The sequence below is a fragment of the Tepidimonas sp. genome, from assembly GCF_046292505.1.
In the GTDB taxonomy this organism is placed as follows: Bacteria; Pseudomonadota; Gammaproteobacteria; order Burkholderiales; family Burkholderiaceae_C; genus Tepidimonas.
Window position 1 is genome coordinate 1 of record NZ_JBKBQX010000046.1, and the last position, 4,980, is coordinate 4,980.

The window sequence follows — 4,980 nt, forward strand, 5'->3', positions numbered from 1 at the left end:
GCCGCCCCAGGCGTTGCACCAGCCGGTCCAGGTGCTGCGCCTGCGTGTCGATTCGGCGCCAGAGCGCTGAGCTCAGGCGTTCGGCCTGGCGCTGCAGCGCCTCGCGCAGCGCGGTGGCGGCGGGGGCGCACAGCTCGGCCGCCGCCGTCGGTGTCGGCGCTCGCACATCTGCGACGAAGTCCGCCAGCGTCACATCCGTCTCGTGCCCGACGCCGCAGACGATCGGCATGGGTGCCTGCGCCATCGTGCGCACCAGATCGGGATCGTTGAAGGCCCACAGGTCTTCCAGCGAGCCACCACCGCGCACCAGCAGCAGCACGGCCGGCGCGCCCGTGTCCCGGTGGTCCTGGTAGGCACGGCGCAACGCGGCGCACAACTGGGCCGGCGCATCCGCCCCCTGTACCGCTGCGGGATACAGCCGTACCGGCAGATGCGGCACACGCCGCGCCAGGGTGGTGGCCACGTCGCGCAGGGCGGCCGCGTCGAGCGACGTGACGACCCCGACGCTCGCCGGAAACGCCGGCAGCGGCCGCTTGCGCGCCGACTCGAACAGGCCTTCGGCCTGCAGCGCGGCCTTCAGGCGCAAAAACCGCTCGTACAGATCCCCCTGCCCCGCCAGACGGACGCGCTCGACCACGAGCTGCAGGTCGCCGCGCGGGGCGTACACATCCAGCCGCCCCAGCACCTCGATGCGCAGGCCGTCGCGCAAGGCGACGGCGCTGGCCTCGGCCGCGCGGCGAAAAAACGCGCACCGCAACTGCCCCTGCGCATCCTTCAAGGTGAAGTAGGCATGGCCGCTGCCGGCGCGCAGATAGCCCGCCACCTCGCCGCTCACCCGCACGGGGTTGAAGCGCGCGCGCAGCGCATCGGCAACGGCCGCCACCAAGGCCCCCACCGGCCAGGCGGGCTCGTCGTCCGACAGCGGCCAGGGCGGTCCGCTCATGGCGTTACCCACAATCCGCACCCGCCAGCCGCGCGTGGATCACCGCCCTCACGACACCCGAACACCATCGCCAAGTCCTTGTCCAAAAACGGATTTTTTAACCACCCAGAGGACGAGCCGGATTCACAGACTGTCCACACCCCATCAGTCACAAGGGCACACGGCAGGTTGCACACAAGCTTATCCACAGGTCGGTCGACGGCAGGGCGCGGTCGGCCCTGCGCTCCCCGATCGGCAGGGCCTGCTCCATAATGCGCGCAGCGACCGCCGCCCAGGAGAATCCCTTGTTGTCGATCATACAAGCCGCCGGCTGGCCCATTTGGACGCTGATCGCGTGCTCCATCCTTGGCCTGACGCTCGTCATCGAGCGCGCCATCAGCCTGCGGACCAGCAAGATCGTGCCGCCCCAACTGTTGGACGAAGCCATTCAGGCCTCGCGGCATGGCATCCCCCCGCCCACCGTGGTCGATCAACTGGCCGACAACTCGTTGCTCGGCACGGTATTGGCCAGCGGATTTCGCACCTTGCAGGCCAATCCCCGCGCCACCGAAGCCGAGCTGCGCGCCGGGCTGGAATCCGCCGGTCGCTTGGCTGCGGCGCAGTTGCAGCGCTACCTGGGGGCGCTGGCCACCGTAGCGTCGGCGGCGCCGCTGCTGGGCCTGCTCGGGACCGTGATCGGCATGATCGAGATTTTTGGTTCGCAGGCCGGCCCCGGGGGCTTGATGCCGGGCGGGGGCAATCCGGCGCAGCTTGCGCACGGAATTTCGGTTGCGCTCTACAACACGGCCTTCGGCCTGATGATCGCCATCCCGGCGCTGATTTTCTGGCGCTACTACCGGGCCCGGGCGGACGCGTTCCTGCTCCAGCTCGAGGTGGGGGCCGAGCGGTTCGTCCACCACCTGCTCACCCTGCGCCGCTGACCCCCGGCCCCCTGTGCACGAGCTCTGCATGAACTTTCGACACGGCAACCGCGAGGAACCGGAGATCAACCTGATCCCGTTCATCGACATTCTGCTGGTGGTGCTGATCTTCTTGATGCTCACGACCACCTTCAGCCAAGCCACCGCGCTGCAGGTCAACCTGCCGGTCGCCAATGCCGAGCCGCCCCCGCAGACCCCCACCGAAATCGTGGTCACGGTCGGGCCGGATGGGCGCTATGCGGTGGACAACCGTGTGCTGGAGGCGCACGGGGTCGAGGCGCTGGTGGCCGCGCTGCGCGCAAGCCAGGCCTCGCGCGGCGACAGCCTGCTGGTCATCCAGGCCGACGCGGCGGCCAGCCACCAGTCGGTGATCAACGTCATGGACGCCGCTCGGCAAGTCGGGCTGGTGCAGATCACATTCGCCACGCAGCACGGCGAGCGCCGCTGATGTCCGTCGGCCTGGACCTGCCATCGGCCTGGCTGGGGCGGGGCCCGCTGGCCTGCAGCCTGCTGCCGTTGGCCGCACTGTACCGCGCGGTGCTGGCCGGGCGTGCGCTGGTGTGGCGTCTGAGCGGGCGGCAGGCGCAGCGCCTGCCCGTGCCGGTGGTGGTGGTCGGCAATGTCGTGGTCGGCGGGGCGGGCAAGACGCCCACCGTCATCGCGCTGGTGCGCCATCTGCGGGCGCGGGGCTGGCACCCGGGTGTCGTCTCGCGCGGCCACGGCCGCCGGTCCGGTCAGGACCCGCACGTCGTCGAGGATGCGGCCGACCCCGAGCGCTGCGGCGACGAACCAGCCTTGATCGTGCGCGAGACCGGTGTGCCGCTCGCCGTGGGCCAAAACCGCCCGGCCGCCGCCCGCGCCCTGTTGCGACGCCACCCCGAGGTGGATATCGTCGTCAGCGACGACGGTATGCAACATTGGGCCCTGGCACGGGATTTGACCATCGTCGTGTTCGACGATCGGGACGTGGGCAACGGCTGGCTGCTGCCGGCCGGCCCGCTGCGCGAGCCCTGGCCCGGCCCGATCTGGGGCGGCGGACCGGCGCTGGTGCTGCGCACGGCCCCGCCCAAGCGCCCCCCCCGCGCCCATCCGTATGCCGAGTTTGCTGCGACCCGGGCCTTGGCCGCCGACGCCGTCGATATTCGGGGCCACCGCTGCGCGCTGCACGACTGGGCGACACAGGGCACGCCGGTGGGAGCCTTGGCGGGCATCGCCCGGCCGGACGCGTTTTTTGCCCAGTTGCGCGAGCGGGGACTCCACCTCACGCGCACCCTCGCGCTGCCCGACCACGCGTCGGCCGACCAGATCGGCGTCGCGTTGCGCGAGGCCGCCGCAGCCCCCGGGGCACCCCGCATCTGGCTGTGCACGGACAAAGACGCGATCAAGCTGCACGGTCTGCACGATCCGCCCCTGTCCGCTCAGGCATCGCTGTGGCGCGTGCCGCTGGTTTTCACCCCCGAGCCGGCGTGGTTTGCGGCGGTGGATCGGCATCTGGAACGCCTGCGTCCGCGGCCTGCGATTTGAAACAGACAAAACGCTATGATGGCCGCCATGGATCCGAAGCTCATCGAACTGCTCGTGTGCCCCGTCACCAAAGGCCCGCTGGTGTATGCGCGCGAGACGCAGGAGCTGATCTCGCGCGGGGCTCGCCTGGCCTACCCGATCCGCGATGGCATCCCCATCATGTTGGAAAACGAAGCCCGCGTCCTGGACGAAGCCGAACTGGACCGTCTGGCCCCGCCGCGCCCCGCAGCCCCCTGACGCTGCCGCTGCCATGCCCACCGATTTCCACGTCGTGATTCCGGCGCGGCGCGCTTCCACCCGCCTGCCCGACAAGCCGCTGGCCGACATCGGCGGGGCCCCGATGGTCGTGCGGGTGGCCCAGCGCGCCTTGGCCAGTGGGGCCCGCTCGTGCACCGTCGCGACCGACGACGCGGCGATCGCCGAGGCGTGCACCGCCGCCGGCGTCGCCGCCTTGCTCACCCGGGCGGACCATCCCAGTGGCAGCGACCGGCTGGCCGAGGCAGTGGATCGGCTGGGACTGCCTGACGATGCTCTGGTGGTCAATGTCCAGGGCGACGAGCCGCTGATCGACCCCGCGCTGGTGCAAGCCGTAGCCCAGGTGTTGCAGGACCGTCCCGACTGTGCGATGGGGACGGCCGCCCACCCGATCACCGCTGCGGCGGAGCTGTTCAACCCGAACGTCGTCAAGGTGGTGCTGGACCGACGCGCGACGGCGCTGTACTTCAGCCGTGCGCCGCTGCCCTGGTGGCGCGATGCACCGCGCCACGATGGCGAGCTGGACCTCGCCGCCTGGCCTGCGGAGGCGCGGCCGCTGCGGCACATCGGCCTGTACGCCTACCGCGCCGGGTTTCTGCGCCGTTTTCCGCAACTGCAGGCTTCGCCCTTGGAGCGCTGCGAGTCGCTGGAACAACTGCGCGTGCTGTGGCACGGGGAGCGCATCGCCGTCACCGTCACCGATCATGCGCCCGGCCCCGGCGTGGACACCCCGGAGGATCTGGCGCGCGTGCGTGCCCTGTGGGCGCACCTGCACGACTGAACCCCCAACGGTATCGCAACCTGTAAGGCTGTGTCGGGGTGTGCATGCTATTCTTTGGCGCTGGCCGAGCGCCAGCCGCCGGTCTGCGAGGCACCCCACCGCGCAGCGGCCCCGCTAACACGATCGCGACGAGTAAAGGATACCCATGAGACTGATTCTGTTGGGCGCTCCGGGCGCTGGCAAAGGCACGCAGGCCGCGTTCATCTGCCAGAAGTACGGCATTCCGCAGATTTCGACTGGTGACATGCTGCGCGCGGCCGTCAAGGCCGGCACGCCGCTGGGCCTGGAGGCCAAGAAGGTCATGGATGCCGGCGGCCTGGTCAGCGACGGCCTGATCATCGACCTGGTCAAGGACCGCATCGCCCAGCCGGATTGCGCCAACGGTTTTCTGTTCGACGGTTTTCCGCGCACCATCCCCCAGGCGGAAGCCATGCGCCAAGCCGGGGTGCGCATCGACTATGTGCTCGAAATCGATGTGCCGTTCGACGCCATCATCGAGCGCATGAGCGGCCGACGCGTCCACCCCGCATCGGGTCGGACCTACCACGTCAAGTTCA

7 protein-coding genes are annotated in these 4,980 nt (G+C 70.2%); 6 read left to right on the forward strand and 1 reads right to left on the reverse strand.

What is annotated here, in order from left to right; all coding sequences use genetic code 11:
* A partial coding sequence (gene xseA / locus ACK4TH_RS11125; RefSeq protein WP_409626435.1) for an exodeoxyribonuclease VII large subunit occupies positions 1-943 on the reverse strand: 943 nt, incomplete at its 3' end.
* A 284-nt stretch (positions 944-1,227) separates the two neighbouring features.
* On the opposite strand from xseA, the gene ACK4TH_RS11130 reads away from it, so the two are divergent.
* From ACK4TH_RS11130 to ACK4TH_RS11155, 6 genes are all read left to right on the forward strand, one after another.
* Positions 1,228-1,863, forward strand: a complete 636-nt coding sequence (locus ACK4TH_RS11130; protein ID WP_409626438.1) for a MotA/TolQ/ExbB proton channel family protein — start codon at positions 1,228-1,230, stop codon at positions 1,861-1,863.
* A 28-nt stretch (positions 1,864-1,891) separates the two neighbouring features.
* Positions 1,892-2,311, forward strand: coding sequence for an ExbD/TolR family protein (locus tag ACK4TH_RS11135; RefSeq protein WP_409626441.1), 420 nt, complete (start codon positions 1,892-1,894; stop codon positions 2,309-2,311).
* Positions 2,311-3,387, forward strand: coding sequence for a tetraacyldisaccharide 4'-kinase (gene lpxK / locus ACK4TH_RS11140; protein WP_409626444.1), 1,077 nt, complete (start codon positions 2,311-2,313; stop codon positions 3,385-3,387). Before ACK4TH_RS11135 ends, lpxK begins: the two co-directional genes overlap by 1 nt.
* 27 nt (positions 3,388-3,414) lie before the next feature.
* Positions 3,415-3,624: a Trm112 family protein gene (locus tag ACK4TH_RS11145; protein WP_409626447.1), complete on the forward strand. Its 210-nt coding sequence runs from the start codon at positions 3,415-3,417 to the stop codon at positions 3,622-3,624.
* Between the two features lie 13 nt (positions 3,625-3,637).
* The gene (kdsB, locus tag ACK4TH_RS11150) at positions 3,638-4,423 is read left to right on the forward strand and encodes a 3-deoxy-manno-octulosonate cytidylyltransferase (RefSeq protein ID WP_409626450.1); all 786 of its coding nucleotides are present in this window, start codon (positions 3,638-3,640) and stop codon (positions 4,421-4,423) included.
* A gap of 145 nt (positions 4,424-4,568) precedes the next feature.
* On the forward strand, positions 4,569-4,980 hold a 412-nt coding region (locus tag ACK4TH_RS11155), incomplete at its 3' end, for a nucleoside monophosphate kinase (protein ID WP_409626453.1).